Source organism: Pseudarthrobacter sp. NPDC080039, assembly GCF_040702335.1.
GTDB lineage: Bacteria > Actinomycetota > Actinomycetes > Actinomycetales > Micrococcaceae > Arthrobacter > Arthrobacter enclensis_A.
On sequence record NZ_JBFBKY010000023.1, the window covers coordinates 16,722 to 37,966 of the forward strand.

The 21,245-nt window shown below is 64.9% G+C and carries 23 protein-coding genes; 10 read left to right on the forward strand and 13 right to left on the reverse strand.

The features are described 5' to 3' along the window. Positions 1–137: 137 nt before the first annotated feature. The 5 genes from AB0313_RS18145 (at position 138) to AB0313_RS18165 (ending at position 4,267) form a co-directional block, all read left to right on the forward strand. Complete coding sequence (locus tag AB0313_RS18145; RefSeq protein ID WP_366307259.1) at positions 138–437, forward strand: hypothetical protein; 300 nt, start codon at positions 138–140, stop codon at positions 435–437. A gap of 241 nt (positions 438–678) precedes the next feature. Next, the gene (locus AB0313_RS18150) at positions 679–1,989 is read left to right on the forward strand and encodes an IS110 family transposase (RefSeq protein ID WP_366307261.1); all 1,311 of its coding nucleotides are present in this window, start codon (positions 679–681) and stop codon (positions 1,987–1,989) included. Between the two features lie 187 nt (positions 1,990–2,176). Next, positions 2,177–2,767 (forward strand): hypothetical protein, encoded by a 591-nt coding sequence (locus AB0313_RS18155; RefSeq protein WP_366307263.1) that lies wholly within the window; start codon positions 2,177–2,179, stop codon positions 2,765–2,767. Positions 2,768–2,899: 132 nt separating this feature from the next. Next, the gene (locus tag AB0313_RS18160) at positions 2,900–3,634 is read left to right on the forward strand and encodes a YcnI family protein (RefSeq protein WP_366307265.1); all 735 of its coding nucleotides are present in this window, start codon (positions 2,900–2,902) and stop codon (positions 3,632–3,634) included. A gap of 72 nt (positions 3,635–3,706) precedes the next feature. After that, positions 3,707–4,267, forward strand: coding sequence for a copper resistance CopC family protein (locus tag AB0313_RS18165; protein WP_366307267.1), 561 nt, complete (start codon positions 3,707–3,709; stop codon positions 4,265–4,267). Positions 4,268–4,528: 261 nt separating this feature from the next. Here the strand turns inward: AB0313_RS18165 and AB0313_RS18170 are convergent, their stop codons facing one another. From AB0313_RS18170 to AB0313_RS18180, 3 genes are all read right to left on the reverse strand, one after another. Next, positions 4,529–4,813, reverse strand: a complete 285-nt coding sequence (locus AB0313_RS18170; RefSeq protein ID WP_366307269.1) for a DUF427 domain-containing protein — start codon at positions 4,811–4,813, stop codon at positions 4,529–4,531. 240 nt (positions 4,814–5,053) lie between these two features. After that, a complete protein-coding gene (locus AB0313_RS18175; protein WP_366307271.1) occupies positions 5,054–5,881 on the reverse strand; it encodes an alpha/beta hydrolase in 828 nt (275 codons plus the stop codon). Positions 5,882–5,977: 96 nt separating this feature from the next. Further along, the gene (locus AB0313_RS18180) at positions 5,978–6,502 is read right to left on the reverse strand and encodes a peroxiredoxin-like family protein (protein WP_366307273.1); all 525 of its coding nucleotides are present in this window, start codon (positions 6,500–6,502) and stop codon (positions 5,978–5,980) included. 371 nt (positions 6,503–6,873) lie between these two features. Here AB0313_RS18180 and AB0313_RS18185 point away from each other — a divergent pair, with 371 nt between their 5' ends. The 5 genes from AB0313_RS18185 (at position 6,874) to AB0313_RS18205 (ending at position 12,190) form a co-directional block, all read left to right on the forward strand. After that, the gene (locus AB0313_RS18185) at positions 6,874–7,275 is read left to right on the forward strand and encodes a MerR family transcriptional regulator (protein ID WP_366307275.1); all 402 of its coding nucleotides are present in this window, start codon (positions 6,874–6,876) and stop codon (positions 7,273–7,275) included. A 379-nt stretch (positions 7,276–7,654) separates the two neighbouring features. Next, the gene (locus AB0313_RS18190; RefSeq protein ID WP_366307277.1) at positions 7,655–9,172 is read left to right on the forward strand and encodes a permease; all 1,518 of its coding nucleotides are present in this window, start codon (positions 7,655–7,657) and stop codon (positions 9,170–9,172) included. A gap of 300 nt (positions 9,173–9,472) precedes the next feature. Further along, positions 9,473–10,918 (forward strand): mercury(II) reductase, encoded by a 1,446-nt coding sequence (merA, locus tag AB0313_RS18195; protein ID WP_366307278.1) that lies wholly within the window; start codon positions 9,473–9,475, stop codon positions 10,916–10,918. 155 nt (positions 10,919–11,073) lie between these two features. Then, positions 11,074–11,397: a thioredoxin gene (trxA, locus tag AB0313_RS18200; protein ID WP_366307280.1), complete on the forward strand. Its 324-nt coding sequence runs from the start codon at positions 11,074–11,076 to the stop codon at positions 11,395–11,397. Between the two features lie 109 nt (positions 11,398–11,506). Continuing rightward, the gene (locus AB0313_RS18205) at positions 11,507–12,190 is read left to right on the forward strand and encodes a haloacid dehalogenase type II (protein WP_366307282.1); all 684 of its coding nucleotides are present in this window, start codon (positions 11,507–11,509) and stop codon (positions 12,188–12,190) included. A 79-nt stretch (positions 12,191–12,269) separates the two neighbouring features. On the opposite strand, the gene AB0313_RS18210 is transcribed toward AB0313_RS18205, so the two are convergent. From AB0313_RS18210 to AB0313_RS18255, 10 genes are all read right to left on the reverse strand, one after another. Continuing rightward, positions 12,270–13,208, reverse strand: a complete 939-nt coding sequence (locus AB0313_RS18210) for an ABC transporter substrate-binding protein (RefSeq protein ID WP_366307284.1) — start codon at positions 13,206–13,208, stop codon at positions 12,270–12,272. 83 nt (positions 13,209–13,291) lie between these two features. After that, the gene (locus AB0313_RS18215) at positions 13,292–14,410 is read right to left on the reverse strand and encodes an ABC transporter ATP-binding protein (RefSeq protein ID WP_366307286.1); all 1,119 of its coding nucleotides are present in this window, start codon (positions 14,408–14,410) and stop codon (positions 13,292–13,294) included. After that, positions 14,407–15,273, reverse strand: coding sequence for an ABC transporter permease subunit (locus tag AB0313_RS18220; protein ID WP_366307288.1), 867 nt, complete (start codon positions 15,271–15,273; stop codon positions 14,407–14,409). The genes AB0313_RS18215 and AB0313_RS18220 overlap by 4 nt, the downstream gene beginning before the upstream one ends. After that, positions 15,264–16,052, reverse strand: a complete 789-nt coding sequence (locus AB0313_RS18225; protein ID WP_366307290.1) for an ABC transporter permease subunit — start codon at positions 16,050–16,052, stop codon at positions 15,264–15,266. The genes AB0313_RS18220 and AB0313_RS18225 overlap by 10 nt, the downstream gene beginning before the upstream one ends. 79 nt (positions 16,053–16,131) lie before the next feature. Then, on the reverse strand, positions 16,132–17,388 hold the full coding sequence (locus AB0313_RS18230; RefSeq protein ID WP_366307292.1) for an ABC transporter substrate-binding protein: 1,257 nt from the start codon (positions 17,386–17,388) through the stop codon (positions 16,132–16,134). A 68-nt stretch (positions 17,389–17,456) separates the two neighbouring features. Continuing rightward, on the reverse strand, positions 17,457–18,875 hold the full coding sequence (locus AB0313_RS18235) for a hypothetical protein (RefSeq protein ID WP_366307293.1): 1,419 nt from the start codon (positions 18,873–18,875) through the stop codon (positions 17,457–17,459). A 107-nt stretch (positions 18,876–18,982) separates the two neighbouring features. Beyond that, on the reverse strand, positions 18,983–19,531 hold the full coding sequence (locus AB0313_RS18240; RefSeq protein ID WP_366307294.1) for a carboxymuconolactone decarboxylase family protein: 549 nt from the start codon (positions 19,529–19,531) through the stop codon (positions 18,983–18,985). 72 nt (positions 19,532–19,603) lie between these two features. Continuing rightward, complete coding sequence (locus AB0313_RS18245) at positions 19,604–19,903, reverse strand: DUF427 domain-containing protein (protein WP_366307295.1); 300 nt, start codon at positions 19,901–19,903, stop codon at positions 19,604–19,606. Then, positions 19,900–20,568, reverse strand: a complete 669-nt coding sequence (locus AB0313_RS18250; protein WP_366307297.1) for a Crp/Fnr family transcriptional regulator — start codon at positions 20,566–20,568, stop codon at positions 19,900–19,902. Before AB0313_RS18250 ends, AB0313_RS18245 begins: the two co-directional genes overlap by 4 nt. Before the next feature lie 116 nt (positions 20,569–20,684). Further along, entirely contained in the window at positions 20,685–21,128 is a 444-nt protein-coding gene (locus AB0313_RS18255; RefSeq protein WP_366307299.1) for a hypothetical protein, read from the reverse strand. Between the last annotated feature and the right edge of the window lie 117 nt (positions 21,129–21,245).

Genomic DNA, 21,245 nt, shown 5'->3' on the forward strand with positions numbered 1-21,245 from the left:
CGTGGATCGACACGCGGGTTATGGCACATAACCACCTAGCTTGCTCCGTCCGGTTGGTTTTGATGTTTTTTCGCCCCGTGTGCGGGGCTTCTGAAAACCCTGCCTCCGACTGCAGCGGCGGCAGGTAGGGTTTGGGTATGGATGTCAACGACATCGCCGCAAAAGCCGCCGCCAAGATCGACCCCGCCCGGAACGCCAAAGTAAACGCCGTGAAGAGGGCAGCTGCCAGCGGTGTCGAGGTTCAGGAAGCTGCTCAGCTTCTCGCCACAGCAGAACAGAAATACGCCAAGGACTACCAGGCCGCCCTGCGCACAGACTGGTCCGAATCCGACTTGCGGGGCTTCGGTCTCGATGCTCCGACCAAGAAGGCCAGCGGCCGCCCACGCGGCCGGAAGGCCGCCCAGGAGCCGGCTCCTGTGACCGGCGGTTCGGAGTAGTAACCCCTCGCCCACGGTAATGATGGTAAAGGTCCTGAACCGGCGTGGCTCGTCGCCCACTTGACGCGCGTGAACGCTGTCCTTCTCATGATTTGTCCACCGGTTCAGGACCAGCACCGAGCTCGTTGAGTCAGGCGGACAAGTCAGGAGCCTGAATCGCTGTAGTCCCATTACCGTGCTGTCTGCCGGCCTGGCCAACGTGCAACACCCAAGGACCAGAAAGAACAGGGCCGTCGCCATATTGGCCGAGGAAAAACCCCAAATCATTGTCGGCGTCGATACCCACGCCGACACCCATCACGTGGCCGTCGTCACCGAATACGGCAAACCCATCGCTGATCAAAAGTTCGCAGCAACAGCCACCGGCTACACCAAACTGATCCACTTCATCACCAGCCACGGCACGGTCGGCGCTGTGGGGGTGGAAGGGACAGGTTCCTACGGGGCCGAACTGTCCCGCGTGTTAACCAAGGAGAAGCTGAAGGTCTTCGAGGTAAACCGGCCAAACCGTCAACAGCGCAGAATCCGGGGAAAATCAGACCCATTCGACGCCTACCAGGCAGCCCAATCAGTACTCGCCGAACGAGGCATCTCCACCCCCAAAACCAAAGACGGACCCGTGGAATGCCTCCGCATCCTCCGGACAGCACGGACCTCGGCAATGAAGGCCCGCACCATCGCCATCAACCAAATCCGAAGCCTGCTCGTCTCCGCACCCGAAACGATACGAGCTAAGTACCGCGGCCTCCCCACATCGGCGATGGTCACCGCACTTGCCCGTTCGCGGCCCTCAGGGCACCCGGCAGAGACGGGATACATCACGGCTTTGCCGTTGAAAACTTTGGCTTTGCGATATCAATCCCTACGATCTGAAATTGCGTCTACTGATGAGCTCCTGCAGGAAATCCTCGACTCATACGCGCCGCTGCTGACCGAGCTGACGGGCGTCGGCGTTGAAGTCGCCACCCAACTCCTCGTCACCGTCGGAGACAACCCCGAACGGATCAACAACGAAGCACAATTCGCCGCCCTCACCGGCACCGCACCCGTGCCCGCATCATCAGGGAAAACCACCCGCCACAGACTCAGCAAAGGCGGTGACCGCCAAGCCAACAGCGCCCTCCACCACGTCGTCCTCTCCCGCATGCAATCCGACCACCGAACCCAGGACTACGTCGCCAAACGGACGGCCGACGGCAAGAGCAAACGAGAAACCATGCGCTGCCTCTCTCTACGTCGCCCGCGAAATCTACCGCCAAATATTCAACCCCATCGCAGCGCCAGACATCACCGACCTCCGACCCCTCAGACAGCAGCTCGGCATCACGCTGCAGCAAGCCGGCGAACACCTCAACCAGTGGTCTTCCAACCTCTCCCGCATAGAGCGCGGGATTGCCAGAAACGACCACGTCGCCCAAACCTACCGACAGTGGCTCACTCAACAGCACCTGTCCACAACCGGGGACAATCCCCACGGGTATCCACCGCTACCACCACCGAGGGAGCTACCTCATGGCTCCCAAGAAATCCAGCCGTGGATAACCCGAATTGACCCCAGACATGGACAGCCCACTCTCACCCTGACTAGTCCCCATGAATCCCGCATGTGGGGCAGTGGCGGAGGGACCCCGACGTTGGCCTCACCGGCGCGTAATCATCGAATCCCCGAAATTACGCGCGGAGGTCCAGGTTTCTCTACAGTTGAGGTGGCAATATCGGATGAAAGGGTGGCGAATGGCATGAATGCGCCCTTCCGCTTCCCTCGCGCCGTTGCCTTTACTGCCGCCATGTTTGCCCTGGCCGCCGGAGCCCACGTGCTGGCGGGCGGTTCGCTGCCGCAGCCGGCCATCGTCGCCGGACTCGTTGCCCTGGTGCTGGCGCCGGTGATGATCCTGTCGAAGATCAGACTCAACGCGCCCGGCATGATCGGCCTCTTGAGTGTTGGGCAGTGGGTCCTCCACGAGGCTTTCAGTGTTTTGGCCGCCTCCACCGGATTCACTCCCGTCGACGGCGGCCATGTCCACACCGGTTTGCAAACGCATCCCTTAGCTGTGGCAGTAATGCCGGAGCATGCCGCAGCGCCCAGTGTCCTGATGCTCGTCCTCCACGGTGCCGCGACCCTGGCCACCGCGATGGTCCTTGCCCGCGGCGAGGCAGCCGCCTGGGCGCTTGCCGCGTGGCTGCTCCCACTGGTGCGAATCCTCACGGCCCTGGTCATACCCGACTGGCCGCGCCTCCCGGCAGCGCCCGCCACCGTGGTCCCTTCCCGCTGGCGGAACCTCCGGCTGCCTGCCCTGCGCGGCCCACCAGCCTTCCACGCCGCACTCTAGTCAGCGGCTGACCCCCTCCACACCGTGCTGAAACCCTGCCAACTGGCAGAGCAAAACACGGCTGTGTTGTTCCTTTTTTGCGCCGCCGCACGAGCGGCTCCGTGGCGCACCCCACTTTTTGGAAGGCTTGTCTTGAAAAACTCACTCCGTCGTACCCTGAAATCCCTCACCGCCGCCGCTGCTGCTGCGGGAATTATCGCCGCCGGTGCCACGGCCGCATCCGCCCACGTGACCGTAAACCCCGACGACACCGGCGCTAACGGCTACTCGCACCTGACGTTCAACGTCCCCAACGAATCCCCCACGGCCAAGACCAGCAAGCTCGAGGTCAGCCTGCCCACCGACACCCCATTCACGTCCGTCTCGGTCAAACCCGTCGAGGGATGGACCGCGCAGGTCATCACCAGTGCCCTGCCCAAGCCCGTGACTGTCTCCGGCACCACCGTTACCAAGGCGCCGACCTCCGTGGTCTGGACAGCAGACGAAGCCCACCAACTGGGTCAAAACCAGTACCAGTCCTTCTCACTGTCCGTCGGCAAGCTCCCTGCCGAGGGCACTAAAGTCACCCTGAAGGCCGCGCAGACCTACACCGACGGCAACGTGGTCAACTGGGACGAAGAAAGCGCTGAAGGCCAGCCCGAACCCAAACACCCTGCCCCGACCTTCGTCACCACGGCCGCCGACAAGGAGGCTTCCGCCACCGCATCAGCTACGCCCACTGCTGCTGCCGCGGCCCAAACCGCGCAGGTCTCCAACGACAGCGGCTCGGTATGGGGCATCGTCCTGGGAGCCGCAGGCTTCGTCCTGGGTGCAGCGGCACTGGGCCTCGTCCTGGCTGGCCGCCGCACCCGCACCACCACCAACTAAGTTCCCCTTCAGGGGCTGCGGCGGGGCTTCGGCCCTGCCGCAGCCCCTGAAAGTCACACGGATAGGACGCACATGAAAACCCAGCCCCCAGGTCCGGCAACGTGGATGGGACGTTTGCTGCTCCTTTTGACCACTGCGGCGTTCGTGATGGCATCCCCCGTGGCGGCGCAGGCCCACGATGTCCTCGTCTCCAGTACCCCGGCCAACGGCTCAACCGTGAGTACTGTCCCGACGAAGGTCGGACTGACCTTCGACCACACACCCATCGCCATCAACTCAATCGTCCGAGTCCAAGATGCCACCGGAACAGACCAGGCCGACGGGCCAGTAAGCATCGTCGACAACCGAGTCACCCAAGCCGTCAAACCAGACGCTCCCAGCGGAAAGTACACGGTGGTCTGGCGCGTGGTTTCCTCTGACGGCCACCCCATCGAAGGAACCTTCACTTTTACCGCCGGCACGGCGAACGCGGGCTCTCCCCCACCGGCAACCCCGGCTAACACCACGCCCGGCAACGGCGCCCAGACGGGCATCACGGTAGCCATCGCCGCAGGCGCTGCCCTGATCCTCGCCTTTGTCGCCCTGGCTCTGGTCGTCAGGCGACGACTCAGAAATCCTGGAACCGAAAACTAAAGCACCCCCACGCTCCGTCCGACACACACCCGAGCAACAGTGCCCCATCGCGTCCATCAAGAGCAAAACATGGATTTGACGACCATAGGAGCATCATGGGCACGGCAAAAGCTAAAACCTTCGGGCTTTTCCCGCACACATCCGGACGACGGGACCCAACGGACCGGCTGCACACAACCGCCAGGTAGTCAAATCCAAACCGGAAGCATGCTTAGGATGGGGTTATGGCGCGCCCTTCGTTGTGCCTCCCGGGTCGGTGCGTTACTCGACGATGGTGACTCCGCGCCAAAAGGCGACGTGGTCTTTGATGGCGAGTGCCCGCGGCTTGGGTGCTGAGTAGAACCAGGCCGCGTCAACGTTCTGGCGGCCGTTAACTTCCAGCGTGTGGTAGCTGGCCTCCCCTTTCCAAGGGCAGACGGAGTACATTTCGCTGTCCGTGAGGTATTGGCTCTTCACGCTTTCCCTCGGGAAGTAGTGGTTGCCTTCCACCACGACCGTGTTGTCCGATTCGGCGATGACCGTGTCATTCCAGACTGCTTTTACCATTTCGTTGTCCTTCGAGAGGTAGTTTTCCGGGGGAGGTTACAAAGTCTTGCTTCAGTGCCGTGTAGACAGGCTGCGCGGTGGAACACCGGTCACAGGGGCAGATCTGTGTTTCCCAGCTCCCGTGGTACGTTCCGGCCGCGTGGGGACAGCTGCGAAGGCGCCGAATACGGGGCAGGTCGCTTCCCGGCGGTCCTCTCTTCAGTCCCGGAGGGCACGTTCTGCTGGGCAGCTGTTTGCAGATCATCTGCCGAGGTGGTCCAGGATGGCTTGGGCTACGGCTGCGGGTGAGTCTTCGGTGGGGATGTGCTTGCCGTCGACTTCAACGAGGTCCGACCCCCGGATTTCCCTGACATAGCGGCATGCAAAGCTGATTTCTTGGAACTCGTCGTCCCGGCCCCAGACAAGCCGGGTCGGTATTTGATCCTTCTGCAGCAACGGGACCAGGTCCAAGGTGTATCGGGCGTCTGCGGCCGCTGCCATGGCCATCCACGACCGGTGGCGGGCAGGCTCGGTCCAGGGTGATAAATACTCGTTGAGTTCCTCGGGGGTGAGCGTGCGTTTCACCGCCCGCTGCGTGGATACCGCACGTGCATTCAGGAGATCCGGGGCTGTTGTGGCCGCCCGGACTTCCGGGTCGCGGAACCGTTCCACCGCAGGAACCGGCCATGAATCGAACATAACGGAGTTCATCAGCACGAGCCGGTTCACGCGCCCGCTGGTTGCCGCGATGTGCTGGGCTATTCCCCCACCGATGTCATGCCCGGCCAAATCAAAACTGTCCAGGCCGAGAGCATCGGCGGTCGCCAGAACTGTTTCGGCAAGGGACGGGACAGTGGCGTCGCTGATGTCGAGCTCTCCGCCGCTGCGCCCGAAACCGGGTAGGTCCAGGGCAATGCACCGCCGGGCGGTTCCCAGTGCGGGCAGGACCGGCAGCCACACGCGGCTCCAGAAAGTCCCGTGCAGCAACACCAGCGGCGCCGCGTGTTCATCGCCGCTGCTCAGATACGAAAGGGGCGTCCCGGCGACCTCGACTTGGTCACGCCGGACCGGGGACAGGGGTGTGTTCATCGTCTTTACTGCCTCTCCGTTCGAAAAGGTCCGTTGTGGAGTCCGGCGGGACCGGTCAATCCCTCTCGGGCCGCCGGACTCCCCTGACGCGATGTCTTAGGCGGCACCACGGGCCGGGTAGTCATGGTCCTGGGCGTAGCGGACCCCGGCGATCACTTCATCCAGGGACGGCCGGCCGAAGGGCATGGTCGCTGTGCTCGACCAGAACAGGGTCCCGTCCTCGTCCAGGATGAAGATGCCGGGTTCGTTGAACAGGTCCGGCTCGCCGTCGTTGATCGCGTGCGAGAGGTTCAGACCCCAGGATCGGGCGGCTTCCTCACTCAGGCCGTAGGCCACGGGGAGGTTGGCCAGGTGCCACTGATCCACAATCCGGGCGCTCCGGTCCTCCGTTTCCATGCTGACCGCAACGGCCCGGCCGATACCGGCTTCCTTGAGGTCCTCGATCCGCTTGTCGATCTCGGCCAGCTGTTTGCGGCAGATCGGGCAGTGGAGTCCGCGGTAGAAAACAACCAGGCTGAAACGGCCGCCGGCTCCGGTACCCAGCTTAAGATCATCGGTGGATCCCCCGCCAACCAGGGCCAGGGAGAGGTCAGGTGCTGTCTGTGTGGGAAGAAGTGTCATGGCGGAGATAACAAGACCTGGTGCCCTCTAATTCCCTCGCCCAGGTCGTGCCCGCGCATCCACCGTCCGGGGCGAAGCGTTTGGGGCCTCTCGCATCGGGGCGTTGGGCAGCATGTTTGACCGGACCCCGTGTTGGGCGAAGACTGGCCGGATGGCACGTCAGACGTGCTTGGAGATCAACAAGTAATCTGCCGTTCCCGCGGCGCTTCCACGCCCGGAATCATCCGGTGCACCGTGGTGGATTCGGACACGACAGGGGAAGCGTCCTGCGAGGCCCGGCAGCTGACACTCGGTCTTCGTCTTTCACCCGAACACTTCTGCTGGTACCCCGGGTACCGGGGCCGCAACAACCATAAGGAGCAAAACCACCGATGATGACTATCGGAGCCGCTGCTGCTGCAGCCCATGTGACCGCGAAGGCCGTTCGACTTTGGGAGGCGAAGGGATTGTTGCCCGCCACCGGACGAACTCAAGCGGGTTACCGCAGCTACTCTGCCGCGGACGTGGAGGTCCTGGGCTTCATTCGCCAGGCAAAGGCGCTGGACCTCACCCTTACCGAAATTAAAGAGATCCTGGATCTTCAGCGGCACGGAGCGGTCCCCTGCTCCCGCGTCACCGAACTGCTGGACGCGCATATCGAAACCCTCGACCGCACGCTGCACGACCTTTCACGTCTGCGCCAGAGCCTCGACAAGGCGCGTATCTCTGCCCGAGACAGCCAACGCAGCGGCGAAGAGGCCATTATTTGCCACATCATCGAAGGCGCCGACTGACACAGTCAGCACGCACTGGCGGGCCGTTGTGAACTCTCCCCCCGCCAAATCCGGCCCGCCTTGACCTTGACCCCAGGGCAAGGTTTTAGTGTGGTTCGACATGGTCCGCTCCGCCCCTGCTGCCTGCAGGGAAGATTGGGGCCGGCCGCGACGAACTGGGCGACGATGAAGGAGGAACGGGTATGAAAATAGTGCCGGAACCGAAGGCTGATGCCGGTGAACGCGGCGCAACCGCCGAGGCGGTACCCGGATGTGACGCCGGACCGGCGGGGCGCGCCGGTTTCGTGCTTCGGGAAGTCCGTGAGGCCGTGGCCCGGCGGCGTGTTCGAAGGAGCGCCGCAACAGGCACGGCCGCCCGTGACGGGAAAGGGAAACTTTCGTGACTTTTCTACAGATAGTCGAGCAGAGCCTTAGCGCTGGGTTTTTCATGTTCTGGGCGACGTTGTGGGCCCTGATTTTCGGATTCACGCTGTCGGGCGCGGTGCAGGCATTCGTGTCACGGAACCAGATGCAAAAGGCCATGGGTGACCACCGCGCAGGGACCGTGGTGCGGACCGGGTTCCTGGGTGCCGCCTCCTCGAGCTGCTCATATGCAGCAACGGCGCTGGCGAAATCGCTGTTCCAACGCGGCGCGGACTTCACCACCGCGATGGTCTTTATGATCGCCTCCACCAATCTCGTGGTCGAACTCGGCATTGTGCTGTGGCTGCTGATCGGCTGGCAGTTCGCCCTGGCTGAATTCGTCGGGGGCGCGATCATGATCGCCTTGTTCGTGCTTATCGCACCGCTGGTCTTCCCCGCGGCCGAACTCGAAAAAGCCAGGGAACGATTGAATGCCCGCGTTTCCGTCAACGGCAGGTCCGGTGAATCCGACGAGGCTGAACGGCACGGGGTGAGCCTGGGGCGACGGCTGCGGTCGAAGGCAGGCTGGGCCGACGCTGCCGGGTACGCCGTCTCGGACCTGAGTATGCTCCGCAGGGAACTTCTTATCGGCTACCTGGTCGCCGGGATCCTGGCCGTCGCTGTGCCGGCTTCGGCGTACACCGCGGTCTTCTTTTCCGGTCACGGGATCTGGACGGATCTGGAGAACGTGATCGTGGGCCCGTTTGTGGCGTTCATCAGTTTCGTCTGCTCTATCGGCAACGTGCCGCTGGCCGCGGCCCTGTTTAAGGGCGGCCTAAGTTTCGGCGGCACCGTCGCGTTCGTGTTCGCGGACCTGATCGCGCTGCCCCTGGTCATCATCTACGGCAAGTTTTATGGCCGGCGGATCGCCACCCGGATCTTTTTCTCGTTCTGGGCTGTGATGAGTCTTTCCGGCCTTGTCGTGGACCTGCTCTTCCGCGGCCTCGGGATCCCTGCCCCGGACCGTCCTACCGAGATCGCGCACACCTCTTTTGAGTGGAACTACACCACATGGCTGAACATCGCCGCACTTATCGTGGCCGGCATCGTGTACTGGCTGTACCGGACCCGGGAACGATTCGGTGGGATGGGAGCCTACGCCAAGGACCTCGTGTGCGGGATGCAGGTCGAACGCGCCCACGCACCCGCCACCGACGTCCACGGCGGCACCACTTATTATTTCTGCTCGGACCGGTGCCATGCAAAGTTCATTGCCGCACCGGCCAAATACATTGATCAGCCCGGCACGGAGCCGATGACCCCTTCAACTGGAAACGGCAGCGGGCAACCCGGTGGCACGGGCGGTACCGGCATGGCGGTGGATCCGGTCTGCGGGATGGACGTGAACGTCGCAGCGCCGGCCGCGAGCAGTGTCCATGACGGGGATACGTACTACTTCTGCTCCCCCGACTGCCGTGACACCTTCGTGAACAATCCGGACCCGTACACAGCTGACGCAGTCGGCAGGGACCGACCAGCCGGCCGCTCCATATGAGAGACAAAAATACACCGTGCTTCCGGAGTGATTTCCTCTGCCACGGTCTCCTGGTCCGGGGCGAACCGGGCGAGCGGGCGAAGGTCAGCCGGGTCACCGATCAACGCGATCAACTCGGCGAGGAACCAGAGTCCGGGCAGTCCGCTGCCGGCGGACAGACGCACACCGTTCGCCCTCATGCACTTGACCTTCCCCAATACGGGAAGGTGCAGACTGGGTCCAGATCAATAGGCAGGACCGCAGGACGGGCTTCGGTCCGCGACAGTGGGCCGGGTCCGTTTCGGATAATTTGGAGGTTTCATGACTGAGGCAGCGGTATTTGATTATGATCTGGCGGTGATCGGCTCCGGTGGCGGGGCTTTTGCCGCCGCGATCCGTGCCACGAACCTGGGCAAGAAAGTGCTGATGGTGGAACGGGGAACCATCGGCGGGACGTGTGTGAACACAGGCTGCGTGCCCTCCAAGGCCCTCCTAGCCGCGGCCGACGCCCGTCACGTGGCGCTGGACGCGTCAGGCCGGTTTCCCGGTATTGACATCTCCGCAGGGCCGGTGCACATGCCGGGACTGATCGAAGGGAAGCGCTCCCTGGTGGAAGGGATGCGCTCGGAGAAGTATGTGAATCTGATCGCCGATTATGGCTGGGAGATGCGCCAAGGCGAGGCCGTGTTCGCGGGGACCCCGGGGGACCCGGTTCTGGACATCGTTTCCCCCGGGGGTGACCGGAAGTCTGTCCGTGCCGCCCACTATCTTGTTGCGACCGGATCTGCCCCGTGGGTGCCGGAGGTGCCGGGCCTTCAGGAGACCGGCTATCTGACGTCGACCACGGCGATGGAGGTAGAAGAGGTCCCAGAGTCGCTGCTGGTGATCGGCGGCGGATATGTAGCTCTGGAACAGGCGCAGCTGTTCGCGCGGCTCGGCTCGAAGGTGACGATGCTGGTCAGGTCCCGGCTGGCCTCGGCGGAGGAACCGGAAGTCTCGCTGGCGCTGATGGGTGTTTTCGCCGACGAAGGAATCAAGGTGGTGCGCCGTGCCACGCTGTCCGGAGTGCGCACCGACCCTAAAACCGGCCAGGTGGTGGCGACCGCCGCGGTCGCCGGCGGGGAGGAGGAGTTCCGGGCGGCCCGGCTGCTGATGGCCACCGGACGGCGCCCCGTCACCAACGCCCTGAACCTGGAAACCGTCGGCGTGGGGACCGGGGACAGGGGCGAAATCCTCGTACACAACACCCTGGCTACCTCAAATCCGAGGATCTGGGCCGCAGGGGATGTCACCGGGCACCGCGAATTCGTCTACGTCGCCTCGGCCCACGGGGCCCTGGCAGTTGAGAACGCCTTCACTGGCGCCGGGCGTGAAGTCGACTACCGCCACCTTCCCCGGGTTGTGTTCACCAGCCCGGCGCTGGGCGCCGTCGGAATGACAGATCAACAAGCCAACGGCGACGGAATCCGCTGTGAATGTCGGGTTCTTCCGCTGGAATTCGTGCCCCGGGCGTTGGTGAACCGGGACACCCGGGGCTTCATCAAGCTCGTCGCCGATAACGAAACAGGACGAATTCTCGGCATCACGGCCGTGGGGAAAGACGCAGGAGAAATCGCCGCCGCCGGTGTCTACATCCTCGAGGCCGGCATGACCGTCGATCAGGTCGCGAATCTGTGGGCCCCGTACCTGACCATGACCGAAGGAATCAGAATCGCTGCGCAGTCCTACAGCACAGACGTATCGCGGCTCTCCTGCTGCGCCTCCTGAGACCAATCATCTCCGACCCCGGCAGTCCCGGGGTCGGAAGTATGCTTGCCGGATGATCCCCAGGCCGGCAGAGACAGCGCGGACAGCACCGCTTGAAACCAAGGTTTGATACTGCACCAAAATGACCACTACCAACCCAGTAAGGACACAGAACCATGACGACAAAGAACGTCACGGACGCCTCATTCGCTGAAGACGTCCTCCAGTCGGACAAAGCAGTTATCGTTGATTTCTGGGCCGACTGGTGCGGCCCCTGCCAGAAGGTCTCCCCCGTGCTGGACCAGATCGCCGCCGAGTACGCTGAGAAAGTGCAGGTCGTGAAGGTCAACATCGACGAAAACCCTGCCGTGGCCGCGAGCCTGGGAATCACGTCGATTCCCGCCATCTACCTTTTCAAGGACGGCGAAAACAAAGCGTCCGTTATCGGCGCGCGGCCCAAGCAGTTCCTCGAAAAGGAATTCGCCGAATACCTGCACTAAACCCGCCCCGGCCGGCCCGACACTTCCCCGGGAAGCCCATCTCCCGCCACCCGGGAGCGAGGCAGACTTTGAACGCACGGCCCGCAGCAGACTACGACAAGGAGAACCTATGACCACCCCCACCACGTCCGTCATTGTCTTTGATGTGAATGAAACCCTCTCCGACATGTCCCCCATGGGGGCGCGTTTCAGCGAGGTCGGAGCGCCCGCTGCAATGGCCAAACTCTGGTTCGCCACACTTCTCCGGGACGGCTTCGCACTGGCAGCCAGCGCAGACAACGGGTCGTTCGCCGCGATCGGGGCCAACGTACTGCGTGAGCTGCTCGGCGGGGTGGAGCTTAACCGCGATCTGGACGGGGCGGTCGATCACATCATGAATGGCATGGCCGGACTCGAACTGCATCCGGACGTCCCCGACGGAGTCAGGGCACTCTCCGCTGCCGGTTTCCGGCTGGTCACCCTCAGCAACGGCTCGGCCCAGCTCGCGGAGAAACTCTTCGGCGGCGCCGGGATCCGGGAGGAGTTCGAGGCGCTCCTCTCGGTCCAGGACGCTCCCGCCTGGAAACCGGCCCGCGCCTCCTACGACTACGCAGCCGCCGCCTGCGGGACTGAGCCGGCCGAAATGCTGCTGGTGGCCGTCCACCCGTGGGACATCCACGGCGCGGCCCGCGCCGGGATGCGCACGGCATGGCTGAACCGGACCGGGGGAAGCTACCCGGAACACTTCCAGGACCCGGACTTCACCGTGACCACCCTGACCGGGCTACCCGCGGCCCTCGCCGAGGGAGACTGACGAAGCTGTGACCGTGCCCGGCGGCGCAGCGCAGCAGACTACCCACTGCGCCACGCTGCCGCCGGGTCCACTGATTCCCCTACCCGAGGAATCCTTTGTTTTTGAGCCAGGCCGCGGCCGCGTCCCGGGGGTTCATTTTGCGGTCACCGGAGACGTCCTGGTTCAGGCTCAGCAGATCAACGGTCGTCAGGGCTTGTGAGACTTTGTTCAACACCTGCGTGCTTTTGGCGTCCAGGCGGTCTTTGAGGGCCAGCGGCAGTACCTGCTGGGCGGCGAAGTTGTTCAGCGGATCCTCCAGAGCGACGAGCTTGTTCTGAACGATCAGCGGTGAGGTGCTGAACACGTCGGCGGCCTGGATTTTGTCATCCAGCAGTGCCTTGACGGTCACGGGACCGCCGCCGTCGCTGAACGGAACGAACTCTTTGGGGACACACCCGTACGTAGTTTTGAGCCCGGGAAGACCCTGGGGCCGTTCTGTCGCTTCCGGCGGCATACCGAGTGCAATCTGATCGCAGACCTTGCCCAGATCGGCGAGGCTTTTGAGTCCGTACTTCGCCGCCGTCGCCCCGGTCACCACGATGGAGTCTTTGTCTTCGGCCTTGGCCGGTTCGAGCACCGTGAGCTCTGCAGGGAGTTTGCCGGGGAGCGCTTTCATGACGTCCTCGGCGCTTGTCGCGGTGGCCGTTTTATCCACGTAGCGCAAAAGGTTACCGCTGTAGTCGGGGACGATGTCGATGGACCTGTCCTGCAGCGCCCTGACGTAGACTTCGCGGGACCCGATCCCGGGCTTGGTCGATGCCGGGACGCCGGCGGCGTTCAGCGCCCCCGCGTAGATCTCGGCCACGGTCTGGCTCTCCGGGAAGTTAGCCGAGCCGATAACCAGGGCGCCCCCGGAACTGGCCTGGCCGGAGGGCTGTGCGTTCTTCAGCGGATCCGCGCCGGAGCCGCAGGCGGCCAGCCCGAGCGTCAGAAGGGCCCCCGCTGCGAGGGCGGCGGTCCGTGTCAGAGGATGTCCCATGTTCATAGTCCTTACTTTTAGCCCGCCAGATCCCGGGCAGGATGAGTGGAGACGTCGCTACCGTCCGGTGCCGGCGGACACCTTCAGGCCCAGTCCCTCGCGGGAACGGCCGAAGCTCTGTCAACATTAGCGGGTGCGGGGGAAACCCCGCCGTCGGTGACAACAGCACGGGCGGACACAGGGATAAAGAGCCTGACGTGATCACCGACGCCAAGGACCCGGCCCCAGGGCGCCTCAGCCTGAAGTGTGATGCCGGAGGCGTTCAGCGTGACTAGCCGGCGGGGCCCCAGCACCCGGATGCCCGTCACGGTGGCGGTCACGTCGTGCCCTCCGGGGCCACGGGAGTTGTCCAACATGCTGATGCTTTCCTGGCGGGTAACCAAAACGCCCGGCCCGTCGGGCCAGTCGGTGTCCGCGGGCAGGTCAAGGTCTCCCAGGGCCGAGTAGTGGACACCGTCCCGGACAGTTCCTGTGATTTCGTTTGTGCCGCCCATGAGCCGGTGGACTTCCAGGGACGCGGGTCGGGAGTACACGAGGTCGACGCGGTCGTGCTGGAGCAGCCTGCCGTGGCTGAGGAGCGCGATGCGGTCGGCGACGCCGGCCGCTTCGTCGCGGTCGTGGGTGACCATGAGGATGGTGGGGGCCAGCCGCTCCCGCAGCTGTGCCAGCAGCTCGTGCATGGTGGAGCGCAGTTCCTGGTCAAGGGCGCTGAACGGCTCGTCCAGAAGCAGGACGGAAGGCCGTGCGGCCAGGGCCCGGGCGATGGCCACCCGCTGGGCCTGCCCGCCGGAGAGGGCCGTCACGGGACGGCGGCCGTATCCTTCGAGCTGAACCAGGTCCAGGAAATGCGCGGCATCGGCGCGGGCGGCCCGGCGGCGGACCCCGCGGACCGTGGCGGCGAAGGCGACATTGTCCAGGACGTTCAGGTGGGGGAACAGCAGCGGGCGCTGGGAGACCAGGGCCATGCCGCGGTGTTCGGGGCTGACCCGGGCCAGATCGGTGCCGCGAAGAACGATGCTTCCGGCGTCCGGCGTTTCGAGTCCGGCCACGGCGCGAAGCAGTGTGCTTTTCCCTGACCCGGAGGGCCCCAGTACGGCGGTGCTGGAACCAGCATCGAGGGTGAGGCTGACGTCGTTCAGGACCGGTGCTGATGAGCTGCTGAACGACTTTGAGAGTCCATCGATGACCAGGGCGTCGCTCATGCGGGACCTCCGGGAGGTTTGCGTGCGAAGAAGCCAAGACCCAGCAGCAGGATCAGTGGCGGAAGGATTGCCGCAACGGACAATACGGCAACGACGGAATCGTTACCGGTCCCGGACGCGGCCGATGCGACGAGCAGGGGAACTGTGGTGATCGCGCCGCCGCCGACGAGAAGGGTGATGAGGTAGTCGCTCCAGCCGGCCAGGAAGGCCAGGAACGCGCTGCGGGCCAGTGCCGGGGCGAGCAGGGGAAGATGCACCCGGGTCAGGACGTGCCACCGGGTGGCTCCCAGGGTCCGGGCCTCGTCTTCAAAGCCACGGTCGTGCGCCCCGTAGGCCACGCGCATGGTGTATGTCGTGTAGGGCAGGGCGTAGACGCTGAGGATGAGGATCACCCCGGCCAGAGGCGGGATCTGCAATCTCAGGAGCAGCACGTTGAGTCCGAAGGCCGCCGCGAACGCCGGAAGCGCCAGCGGTGCAAACAGCACGGCGTTGACCGCCGCGGGGAAGGGGACGCGGTGGTATGCCAGGGCCCGGGCGGCCAGGGCGCCCAGCGGGGTGGCGACGGCGCTCACCGCCAGTCCCAGGCCCACTGAATGGGCCAAGGCCGGGACCGCTCCCTGGGACAGCGCCGCCGTGAGACCGTCGAATCCCCAGGCATCGGGCAGTGCGGCCGGATAGGACCACCTGTCCGCAAACACCCACAGTCCCAGTGGCGCCAGGGGAAGGAGGAACCATACTGCCAGGGCCATGGTCAGCGCGGTTCGTCCAGCCCGGCCGGGGGTACGGGAGACCCTCAGGGCCGAGCCGTCACCGGTCGGCGGCGTCCAGGGCGGCCTCAGGCCCGGGGGAAGCGTCAGCGCCATAGTGGAATCCGCTTCAGGAGGGCGAACGCTGCGGTGGCGGTCCCGAAGGACACGATCGTGGTCACGACCGCGAGGGCTGCGGCCTCCGGGCGGGATGTCAGCGACGCGGATCCGAAGACCCTGAGCGCCATGACGGGAAGAGGTTCCGGATCGGGCCGCCCGAGGAGCCATGCGACCTCGTAGGAGCCGAACGTGTAGACGAAGACGATCGTTGCGGCAACGGTCAGCGCCGGAAGGCTCAGAGGCAGAAGAACATGCCTGAGCCGCCGCAGGCGGCCGGCTCCCAGGAGGGCCGCCGTTTCGTCATAGCCCGTTGAGCGGGTGATCAGGGCGGCGGTGACCACCAGGGCGACGAAGGCTGATTCCTTCCAGCTGTAGTCGGCAATGACCGCGATCCACAAAGGTCCGCCGACCAGCTGCGGCCAGGCATTCCCCGCTCCGGTCAGCCGGGACAGCAGTCCGAAGTCAGAGAGTAACAATCCGACGGACGCGGCCCCGACGATGTGCGGAAAAGGGATCGTGAGGGTACTGAGCGCGGCAACCACCCGGCCGTACCAGCGGCCCTGAACGATGATCAGGGCCGCGGTGAACCCCACGACGGAGGCGGCGATCGTTGATGCCGCCGCGATGGCCAGGGACAGGCCGATGGCTGCGGGAAGGTCCGGGGCGCCAGCGGTGTACGCCGCCAGGGTTAGTGTCGGGCTGCCGGTCAGCGGCAGCAGGCCCAGGCTTTGGGCAGCTGCGGTCAACAGGCCGCCCAAAACGACGAAGGATGCCATCAGCAACGCCGGGGCAGCCATCAGCGCCGGGGGCAGGGATCTGCGCGGACTCAGCGGGGCATGGCTGGACGGCACGGTGTCACCGGCCCGTGAGGATCTGGCGCCGCCAGGCGTCGTCGAGTTTCGGCACCCATGCGGCCGAAAGTTCCGGGTTGGCGTTTTTCGAGAGCACATCGTAGGCGGGCACCACCGGGGACGGCGGGAGGGCATCGAACAAGGCCCGTTGAGGAGCGCTGAGCGCGGCCGGGTCCAGGACCGGGAACTGGCCCCAGGTTCGGGGGTCCGCTTTGGCGGCCTGCTGTTCCGGGGAGAGCGCGAGGTTCGCGACGACCATCGCCCCCGCCTGGCGCCCGGAGGTTGACGGGATCGCGAGGAAGCTGGCGTTTCCGACGGTGCCCTCCTCCAGGGTGAGGACTTTGGTGGCTGCCGGGTAGGTGCCGTCGGCGACGAGTTTGGTCAGGGTGGCCGGGCCGTAGGTCATGGTGAAATCGACCTGACCGCCGGCGTACAAGGCGTTGAGTTCCGAGGACGTTTTCGGGTAGGTGTTTCCTTCGCGCCACAGCGAAGGTGCCAGTTCTTTGAGCCTGTCGTAAAGGGCCGGGGTGAGCCGGTCGAAGGCTTTTTGGTCAAAGGCCAGCGGGACTTGGGTGTATCCGCCGGAGACGCTGTCGAGCACTTCGCGGGTGAAGACGGAGCCGGTGAAGTCCGGCGGCGCGGGGTAGGTGAAACGGCCGGGGTGTTTTTGTGCCCAGTCCAGCAGCCCTGCCAGGGTCTTCGGCGGGTCGGTGACGGTGGCGGAGTTATAGGCGAAGGTGAACTGGGCCTTGTTCCAGGGCGCTTCGCAGCCCTGGACCGGGGTCCCGAAATCGTTGGCCAGCAGCGGGTCCGACGGCATGGTGAGTTTCATGTTCGGCAGCATCGAGGTCCAGCCGCACGACCATGCCCCGGCCTGCTTCCCGGTGCCGAAATTATCGCCGTTGACCCAGACAAGGTCGACGGCACCGTCCCGGGTTCCCGCCAGCACTTCAGTCAGGACCCGGTTCAGCGCGTCTTTCGTGTCGGCGACCGGGACGCGTTCGAGCGTCACCCCTTCTTTGGCCGCGGCGGGTTTGAGCGTGCCATCGACGTAGGCATTGCCTTGTTCGTCGCCGCCGTACATCCACAGACGCACCGTTTGCCCCCGGGCAGCCGCGCTGACCTGGTCCCAGCCGGTGAACCCGGCCTGCGCGGCCGGAGCGGCCGGAGGGCCGGCACAGCCTGCCAGCGCGAGCGAAGCTGCCGTCATTGCGGCGGCGGTGATGATCAGGAATGATCTGGCGCGGAAGGCAAGAGTCATTGGTGTTTCGGTCCTGTCAGGGTGGTGATCGTCGTTTGTTCGGTCCGTCGTTGCTTTTTTGGCGTTTCTCACGGCATCGCTGTTCCGGTTTTGCCTGCCGGCATGACGGGGCGGAGCGGCAGCATTTTGCGCAGGCCGGCGTTTTCTGCCGCGTCCAGGGTCGAATGCTGGACGCAGGCGGGGACCAGCTGCCCGGTTTCGGGGTGGCTCATCGCGTACATACAGGAGCCGAGGCGTTCCTGGGTTTCCCGGATTTCCGGGTCATCGCTGGTCACGCCGCGCTCCATCAGGGCCCAGGCCGGTGCGACGTCGGCGGCGTCCATGAAGTTGTGCACCACGAACGTTTTGAAGGACAGCTCGCGGCGCCAGGCAGCGGACGCCACCGAAACCGGGCCGCCGGCCCGGCGCACGAGGCGGCGGCCAAATGACACGATGACGGGAAGATCGTCCAGGTGGGCCAGGAGTGCCCGGAGGATTTTGGCGCCCACTATCCACGCCGGGGTGCCGCCGAAAAACATGCCGCCATGGTGTTTCAGGAGCCTGTCCCGCGCAGCAAGGTCCCGCGGGTCGTCAGGATCCAGCAATGCGGTGAGCGTGGAGCCGGTGCTGAGGGCGACGGCGGTCCGGTTGCACCGGGTGTCACCGAACTGGGTCCCCTGCCACGGAATGGAATGGCCGGCGCCTTCTTCGATGCGGGACCAGACGGCGTCAATGGTGATCTCCTCAAAGTTCTCGGACCACCTTCGGTCATCCCCGATGTAGGCGGCCGGCTGGAAGGACAGCATGTCATACGGCATGTCCAGGACCGCCCGGGTCACCTCGGTGACCTCCTCGACGTTGGCCGGGGTGACGGTCATGTTGTGGGCAAGGTAGGACCTGATGCCGTGGTCTCGTTTGAGGGCAAGGAACATTTGGGCGAACCGGGCGCGGAACGGGTGCAGTTCTGCTTCATTGAGGGGGCGTACGGCGCCGCGACGGCCCCGTATGAGGGAATCGAAGTGGGCGGCAAAGGACACTCTCCGGAACCGGGGGAGGCCGGCATCGTCCAGGAGGTAGTCGTAGTCGAAGTCGCCATGGGTCATGGACATCGGTTCGCGGCCGTTGGCGTGCATGGCCTCCAGCGCGGCGGCATGGTCTTTGGCCGGGAGCAGGCTGACTTCCCCGCCGATCAGCTGGGCGTGGGCACGGGGACCCCGGACCTTGCGCAGGAATTCCATTTGCTTTCTGACGGCGGTGACGGTGTGGTCGCCGTCGACCCGGACCCTGTTCGCGTCTGCGGAGTGGTAGCAGGGTGAGCAGGTCAGATTGCATTTGGGGAAGACGCCGTGGGTGCCTTCGCAGCCGACGGCGCTTCGTCCCAGCAGCTGCGCCGGGGTCTTCACGTGCCCGGGCAGCCCGGCCCAGCGCTGATCCATCGCGGCCCTGCTCTCCGGGTGGACCGGGCGTGTGAGCAGCTCAACGCTCCGGAGGAGGGTTGCGATCTTCATTCTTCTCCTGCTGGTGTGAGGATAGTCGGGGCAAAGGTGGAGGGGGCGCCGGGAACGGGGACCGGTGGGAGGGATAAGGGTGCTCCCTTCCACCGGCCCGCGGTGTCTTAGGCGGTTAGTTCCGGGATTGCGGGCAGGTCCAGTTCGGTTCCGGCGTAGTGGTTGAAGTAGTTGGTGAACAGGTTGGCCGCGATGTGGGCGAAGGCTTCGGAGAGTTCCTCGGCGCTCCAGCCGGCGTCAAGGGCCGCCTGCCAGGTCGCGTCGGAAACGTTCCCGGTCCTGGCCGCGGCTTCACGGGCGACCGAGGAGATGGCTTCGAGTTTGGCGTCGAAATCGACTTCGCCGGCGCGGATCGCAAGGATCTGCTCATCGTCCAGCCCTGCCCGGCGTGCTGAGAGGGTGTGGGCGGCCTGGCAGTAGTCGCAGCCGTTCTGGTTTCCGACGGCCAGGGCGATCGCTTCGCGGGTGCGGGCGTCGAAGCTGCCGTGTTCGGCGATGGCGGCGGAGATCCCCTCGTAGGAGGCGATCACGACGGGCGAGTGGGCCATGCCGGCGTGGATGTTCAGCAGTTTTCCCATTTGCTGCTCCAGTTTCCGGGCGATCGGTTGGGAGGCTTCGGGTGCTGTGGCAACGGTGTGGGCGGGAATGCGTGGCATGCGGGTACTCACTTATCTCTTGAATTGACAGGACAAAACCGTGGGGTTGAGGGAAACGGGCAGATGCGCCGGTCAGGGGCGGTCGTCGCTGACGATGACTCCCCCGCTGGGGGCGAACGCGACGTGGCCTTTGATCATCCGGGCCAGGGGTGAGGGCCTTGGGTAGGACCAGGCAGCGTTCGGTGCCCGGTGCTCCCCGGCGCGGACGTGGTGGTAGCGGGCCACACCCTTCCAGAAGCACAGGGTCCGGACCCAGCTGTTTTCCAGCGTGTCCGGCACCAGCGACTCTGCGGGGAAGTAGTGGTTGCCTTCCAGATACACCGTCGCCTCTGAGCGGGCGATCACCTGGCCATGGAACGTGGCGGTCATCATGAGGCGCTCCGTGCCAGTTTGGACAAGATGTCCCGGTCCTGGATGACGATGCGCCCGCGGCCCTGCCGGATGGCCTTCTTGGCCGTGAGCTCACCCATGATCTTGCTGGTGGCCTCCCGGGAGGCGCCAAGAAGGCCGGCGAGCTGTTCGTGGGTCAGGTGGATGGTCCGGGCCTGCCCGAACCGCGGGGCCCCCGCGGCGTCACCGAGTTTAAGCAGGGTGGATGCCACTTGGGCGGACAGCGGCCGCAGCGCCAGGTCGGTCAGGCGTTCTTCGAGGCGGGCGACCTGTTCTCCCAGGAGACGGGAGATGCGGATCGCGATCCGGGGATCCGAGAGCAGGAACCGTTCGACCTCCTCCACGCTGAGCTGGCAGATCGACGAGTCTTCGATGGCCTCGGCGTAGTTGTCATACATCCGCTGACCCACGAGCATCATCTCCCCGAACACTGCGCCGGGTTCCAGGATGGCCATCGTCAGGGCCTTGCCGTCCTCGGCGACCCGGAAAATGCGCACCCGGCCGGACTTGAGGATAAACAGCGCCTTCACAGGCTGGCTCTGGCTGAACAGCAGCTCACCGCGGCGGAACAGCCGGGCCGGGGCCATCAGGTCCATGGCCTCGATCTCCTGCGCGCTCAGGTCAGCGAACAGATCAACTTCATTCAAACAACTGAACGGGTCAGCGGGTCCTACCATGAGCGGGTCGGCCTCTCGTTGCCGCGGGGCCCACGGTCGCAGGTCTCCGGAGACGGTGGCCGCCACATCGACCCGGCAGGTACCGGTCATGCCCGGCCCGTGAGGACGAGGACCGCCACCGGTCCCAGAATAACGCCATAAACCAGGTGGCCCATCAGGCTCATCAACGCGGTCAGGTCAACGGCGAACAGGGGCATGCCCATCATGACCGGCATGATCATCAGCGGGCCCAGGACCCACCAGATGGCACCGTAGCCGAGCCGGACGAGGGCGCCGCGGCCATACGAGGTCAGGAACCGGTTGCCGAACAATACCGTCAGGCCCAAGCCGAAAGCCACGGAAATCATCATGTGGACTCCGAAGCCGACCACGGCCGACCTGGATCCGATCCTGGACGCGATGACCGGCAACATGCCCATCATGGCCATGAGCATCCCGAAGACGATGCCGGCGGCGATGCCCCCGGCGAGAACGCGCCGGCCGGGGCCGGTGCCGGAGGCGGGATGTGAAAGAGCTGATGCAGAAGCCATAACTGCGGCCTTCCATGGAAGTGCTTCATGCTGATGTCTTCAACGTATGGGCGGGCCGGGACACCGTTCAGTAATCTGCAGTACACAACACAAATAGATGAGGTCGGCGGTGCATTG

Coding starts and splice junctions, on each gene's coding strand:
- AB0313_RS18235 (WP_366307293.1), bottom strand. CDS start 18,875: ATGAAGATCGCAACCCTCCTCCGGAGCGTTGAGCTGCTCACACGCCCG.
- AB0313_RS18155 (WP_366307263.1), top strand. CDS start 2,177: ATGAATGCGCCCTTCCGCTTCCCTCGCGCCGTTGCCTTTACTGCCGCC.
- AB0313_RS18170 (WP_366307269.1), bottom strand. CDS start 4,813: ATGGTAAAAGCAGTCTGGAATGACACGGTCATCGCCGAATCGGACAAC.
- AB0313_RS18145 (WP_366307259.1), top strand. CDS start 138: ATGGATGTCAACGACATCGCCGCAAAAGCCGCCGCCAAGATCGACCCC.
- AB0313_RS18220 (WP_366307288.1), bottom strand. CDS start 15,273: ATGGCGCTGACGCTTCCCCCGGGCCTGAGGCCGCCCTGGACGCCGCCG.
- AB0313_RS18215 (WP_366307286.1), bottom strand. CDS start 14,410: ATGAGCGACGCCCTGGTCATCGATGGACTCTCAAAGTCGTTCAGCAGC.
- AB0313_RS18255 (WP_366307299.1), bottom strand. CDS start 21,128: ATGGCTTCTGCATCAGCTCTTTCACATCCCGCCTCCGGCACCGGCCCC.
- AB0313_RS18230 (WP_366307292.1), bottom strand. CDS start 17,388: ATGACTCTTGCCTTCCGCGCCAGATCATTCCTGATCATCACCGCCGCC.
- AB0313_RS18210 (WP_366307284.1), bottom strand. CDS start 13,208: ATGGGACATCCTCTGACACGGACCGCCGCCCTCGCAGCGGGGGCCCTT.
- trxA (WP_366307280.1), top strand. CDS start 11,074: ATGACGACAAAGAACGTCACGGACGCCTCATTCGCTGAAGACGTCCTC.
- AB0313_RS18205 (WP_366307282.1), top strand. CDS start 11,507: ATGACCACCCCCACCACGTCCGTCATTGTCTTTGATGTGAATGAAACC.
- AB0313_RS18165 (WP_366307267.1), top strand. CDS start 3,707: ATGAAAACCCAGCCCCCAGGTCCGGCAACGTGGATGGGACGTTTGCTG.
- AB0313_RS18225 (WP_366307290.1), bottom strand. CDS start 16,052: ATGGCATCCTTCGTCGTTTTGGGCGGCCTGTTGACCGCAGCTGCCCAA.
- AB0313_RS18240 (WP_366307294.1), bottom strand. CDS start 19,531: ATGCCACGCATTCCCGCCCACACCGTTGCCACAGCACCCGAAGCCTCC.
- AB0313_RS18185 (WP_366307275.1), top strand. CDS start 6,874: ATGATGACTATCGGAGCCGCTGCTGCTGCAGCCCATGTGACCGCGAAG.
- AB0313_RS18245 (WP_366307295.1), bottom strand. CDS start 19,903: ATGATGACCGCCACGTTCCATGGCCAGGTGATCGCCCGCTCAGAGGCG.
- merA (WP_366307278.1), top strand. CDS start 9,473: ATGACTGAGGCAGCGGTATTTGATTATGATCTGGCGGTGATCGGCTCC.
- AB0313_RS18180 (WP_366307273.1), bottom strand. CDS start 6,502: ATGACACTTCTTCCCACACAGACAGCACCTGACCTCTCCCTGGCCCTG.
- AB0313_RS18175 (WP_366307271.1), bottom strand. CDS start 5,881: ATGAACACACCCCTGTCCCCGGTCCGGCGTGACCAAGTCGAGGTCGCC.